Below are 4,080 nucleotides of genomic sequence, written 5' to 3'. Positions count from 1 at the left end.
TGACGCCGCGCGAGTGGGACGTGTTGCGAAATCTGGCGTCTGGCAAGACGAACGCGCAGATCGCCACCGGCCTGTTCGTCACCGAGGGAACGGTCAAGTCACACGTCAAGCACATTCTGCGCAAGCTCGGAGCCTCGAACCGCACGGAGGCGGTCGCTCGTTTTCATCGCCTCGCCATGGCTTCAGCAGCGTCGAAGGCCGGTTGAGCGGTTTGCCGCTTCAATCGTAGCCGGGGGTGAAAGCCTCTGATAGAAGACGGATTTCGCGGATATGCTCGCGCGTCGAGGCGTCCATCTTGCGGAGTCGGTCAGCGAGTACGTTGCGCTCGAAGATGGTGCCGACGGCTTCGGCGAGCAATCGAAGCAGGGTGGCACTGCCGTCGAGCGCTGCGGGATCCGAAACGGCGTGCAGATGACCCACGGGGCTCCGCCAGGCGTACACCGGTACCGCGAGTCTTACCCCTGGCCTCGATGCCGCGGGTGAATCTCGGCGTTCTCGCGGAGTGTCCTCCTGGTGAGTGGGGGAGAAGAACACCCGGGTGAAACCGGCCATGCACAGCTCGGCGGGGATCCGCTCGGTCAGCTCGTCGTTGTGGAAGGCAGTGCGAAGCCTGACGAGCGCCTCGACCGCGGCGGCGGGCAGAACGTCGACACGCTCGACGGTCCCGTTCTCAACATGAACCGACTCGGAATTGTCATGCGGCGCAGCCACGCAGTGAGCCTAACCGCGCCATCCGGCGAGCCACATCTCTCAACAGGAGGACGAAGGGGGCAATTTACACTGGCGACAGTTAAGTGCGCCGATCCGGTTGCTCAACCAGCGCCGAGTAAGGCGGAGCGGCACTCTGGGCGCGGTGATACTTGGCCACCGCTTCCGTCCGGTTGCCTGCGCCGAGCTTGCGCAGGACGTGCTTGACGTGAGACTTGACCGTTCCCTCGGTCACGAACAGCGCGCTGGCGATCTGCGCATTCGTCTTGCCGGCGGTGATTGCGCGCAGCACCTCCGCCTCTCGGCTGGTCAGTTCGCTGAGTAGTCGCGATTCGTGACCGGCCAGCGTCCGCATCTGGCTGGGGTACCCGTCGAGGAATTCCTCGGAGAGAGCGGGTGCCGGGCCCGCCAGATCGAGGACTTCGAGTGTGAAGTCATCAGCCAGGGTGTTTGCCATCCGCGCGTGCTCATCGGCGGCGCGCCGCATGGCCCGTAGTCGTTCGATCATGAGATTGCGCTCGAAGGCGAGACCGAGCCCTTCGGCGAAGAGCCCGAGTGTCTGGCGATCGAACTCTCCGACGTAGTCGTCGGTGTGGCGGTCTGCGTGAACCAGGCCGATCGGTCGACCCCAGCTGAACACCGGGGCGGCCACGTAGGCCACGGTTTTGGTGACTGCAGCGAGCTCGTTGTGGACACGTGAGTCGGTTTGCGGGTTGCGCACCAGGATGGGGTGGCCGCGGCGCACCATCTCACCCTCCAGCAGCGGTCCGGCGAGTCTGCGCGGATTGGCGGTGCCCGCCTCGACCATGGCGAGTGCCATCGCTTGGTCGTCCACTGCGAATGCTGAGCATGCAATCCACGTGCCGTGCTTGACGTATGAGAACAAAACGCGGCTGAAGCCCATCAGACACGCATCGACCGGGATCCGTTCGGCCAGCGCCGAAATTGACACCGCACCTCGCAGTCGGTTGATGGCGACCTGTGCGCTCTCGATTTCATGGTGCTGCTCCGCCAGGAGCGCGTCCTTCAAGGACAGTTGGATGTGTTCTGCACGCACGGCGAGTGCTGCTAGGGAAGCGGCTGACGAAGACTCTCCCGACGCCTGAGCGACCTCCACTCGATCACGCAGCGCACTGCGAGCCGCAGATAGCGCGTCATCTGCGGGATTTCGTGCACCGATGCCGGGACCGGCCGGCCAGATGCCGTCGATGCTCAGCATCTCCTCTGCGCGAGCCACGATCTCGCGACTCTGTACGAGAAGGTCGGAGACCGGCGCGGTCTGCTCGTCCATCCCGTCTCCTCACCACCCGTACGCACATCTCACAGTCGATGCCATGTTCCGGCGCGATTCAGTATGTGACGTAGGCCACTGCCTACGCAACATCTGGCACCGTACCATTCGAATGGTCAGGCCATAGTTTTACGAGGGCGGCGGCTGTCTGCGCCTCGAGCAACGTCCTGGCGACGCTGCGACGATCAGGCGTCGCCGACGAGAAGCGACTGCGTTGGGCAACCCATCGCCACCGCCTCCATCTCGGCCCGCCGCGATGCGTCGATCAGCTCGCTCTGCACCGTCATGACGCCATCGTCGTCGAGCTGAAACATGTCGGGCGCGACCATCTCGCACAACCCCATCGAGGCGCACTTCGAGCGGTCGAAGACGATGCGACACGCGGCTACCATCGTGCACCGATCAACGCCGCGGTGACCCGTCTCGGGCGAATGACGTCCCTCAAGATCCACCTCCTGTCCGGTGACTGGCCTCAATCACATCACCCACACCGAACCCGCGTAACGCCCAAAGGTGGGATTTTTCGGCCCATCCGGGAGGTTCTGATGGAAGTCCACACACGAACGGGGCATGACGGAGATCCTCATCGTCTGCCCCTAGATCTCGCCGCAATTCGGGGTGGTGGGCAGGCCGTTGAACCTGTCGGCAATCCACTGCATGCCGCGTTCGCCGTCCACAAGCTCGGCCAGTCCGTGGTTGACCGCCAACTTGTTCAGGAACGGGGGCTGCTCGTTGGTGAAGAACTCGACGTCGGCGCCCTGGGCACACCAATCCAGGGCCATCTGATGTGCGGGCACCCATGGGACCACCCCGTCGAATCGATTCTGGTCGATGAATACGGGAGCCGCGGGCCGGTACCGTCCGATCCGCTGCTCGGCGAAGCGCGACTTCATGGGTTCCAACTCTTCGAGCTCGGACAACGGCAGGTTGAAATAAGGCTGCAGGTGCCGAAAGCCGAAGTCCGCCAGGGTCTGGAAGGTGCATTGATCCTTCGACTTGTTCACCATCTCCTCCCCGCGCGGAGTGAGAGTGTCTCGGATCGGGGTTTCGGTCTCCGGGTATGCGGCCATGAGGCTATTGAGAACGTAGCCAATGGCGCCGACCAAGATGCTGCCGTCGGCGAAGGGCAGAACTCCGGCTGGATCAGCTGGGGGCGCTCCGGCCCACGCGCCGACGAGGTCGAGCTCCGGAGCGTAAGTCGGGGCCAGCTCGGCGGCCGCCGCCGACGCACCGCCGCCCTGCGAGTATCCCCAGAATGCCACCGGCCCATCGGGATTCAGCGACGTGCCGGGTAGCAACATCGCCGCCCGGGCCGCGTCGATCACGGCATGGCCTTGCGATGCGCGATTGAGGTAGGTATGTACCCCGGGAGTGCCCAGGCCTTCGTAATCAGTGACCACCACGGCGAACCCGCGCGCCACCATGGTCGCGACGAACCCCTGCTCGTAGCCGTACATGATGTCGAAGCCGGTGGAGTAGTGGATGCCTTGATTGAAGAGCCGTGACGGTGCGCACTGATCGCCCTGACCGTAGGTGCCAACGGCCAGCGAGATCAGCGGCCGCGGACCCTGGCCCGGCCACGGGTTGTCCGGCTCGAAGTAGGTGCCGGTGACGGCGATGGGCTGATCGTGGGTATCGGTACTGAGGTACATGATTCGGGTGCCGGTCGCCACGTAGGCACCCAACTGACCGGACGGTTCCAGCACCAGGCGGGACGGCTCGGTACGAATGAGATCGCCTGGCTGCCCGTGGGGCAACGGGTCGGGTGGAGTGTAGAACTCCACGTACTGACTCTCGTCAGCACGTGCCTCGCCGCAAACGACGAGAGCGGGTAGACCGAGCAACAGGATTCCCAAGACGCTCAGCATTCGCCGCATGGTCTGACGTTAGCAAATGGTCAGACCATCAGGCCGTAATTTGCGAAATCTGATAGTGAGGTCGACTGCACAACGGTTGCGGGGTGCGGCCATCGGTCACGATCCACAGTTGCACCAAAGCGTTTGGTACGCCTAGCCGTTTCCTTCGGGAACGATGATGCGCAGCCCGTCGCACGCTCCTGTAACCACCAGCTGGCATGACAG

5 protein-coding genes are annotated in these 4,080 nt (G+C 63.8%); 1 reads left to right on the top strand and 4 read right to left on the bottom strand.

Annotation, left to right across the window (positions count from 1 at the left end):
- Nucleotides 1–206: response regulator transcription factor (locus tag QOD90_RS18485; RefSeq protein ID WP_526352282.1), on the top strand; the 206-nt coding region annotated here is incomplete at its 5' end.
- A gap of 13 nt (nucleotides 207–219) precedes the next feature.
- Here QOD90_RS18485 and QOD90_RS18480 read toward each other — a convergent pair.
- The 4 genes from QOD90_RS18480 to QOD90_RS18465 all read right to left on the bottom strand — a co-directional run bounded on the left by QOD90_RS18480 (nucleotide 220) and on the right by QOD90_RS18465 (nucleotide 3,867).
- Entirely contained in the window at nucleotides 220–711 is a 492-nt protein-coding gene (locus QOD90_RS18480; RefSeq protein WP_526352281.1) for a hypothetical protein, read from the bottom strand.
- Between the two features lie 79 nt (nucleotides 712–790).
- Nucleotides 791–1,999: a helix-turn-helix transcriptional regulator gene (locus tag QOD90_RS18475; protein ID WP_526352280.1), complete on the bottom strand. Its 1,209-nt coding sequence runs from the start codon at nucleotides 1,997–1,999 to the stop codon at nucleotides 791–793.
- 185 nt (nucleotides 2,000–2,184) lie between these two features.
- On the bottom strand, nucleotides 2,185–2,391 hold the full coding sequence (locus QOD90_RS18470) for a ferredoxin (protein WP_526352279.1): 207 nt from the start codon (nucleotides 2,389–2,391) through the stop codon (nucleotides 2,185–2,187).
- Nucleotides 2,392–2,595: 204 nt separating this feature from the next.
- On the bottom strand, nucleotides 2,596–3,867 hold the full coding sequence (locus QOD90_RS18465; RefSeq protein ID WP_526352278.1) for a lipase family protein: 1,272 nt from the start codon (nucleotides 3,865–3,867) through the stop codon (nucleotides 2,596–2,598).
- Nucleotides 3,868–4,080: the final 213 nt, after the last annotated feature.

Source organism: Mycobacterium sp., from assembly GCF_032161845.1.
In the GTDB taxonomy this organism is placed as follows: Bacteria; Actinomycetota; Actinomycetes; order Mycobacteriales; family Mycobacteriaceae; genus Mycobacterium.
Note: the sequence above shows the minus strand (reverse complement) of the source record. Positions and strands in the feature narration are given on the sequence as shown.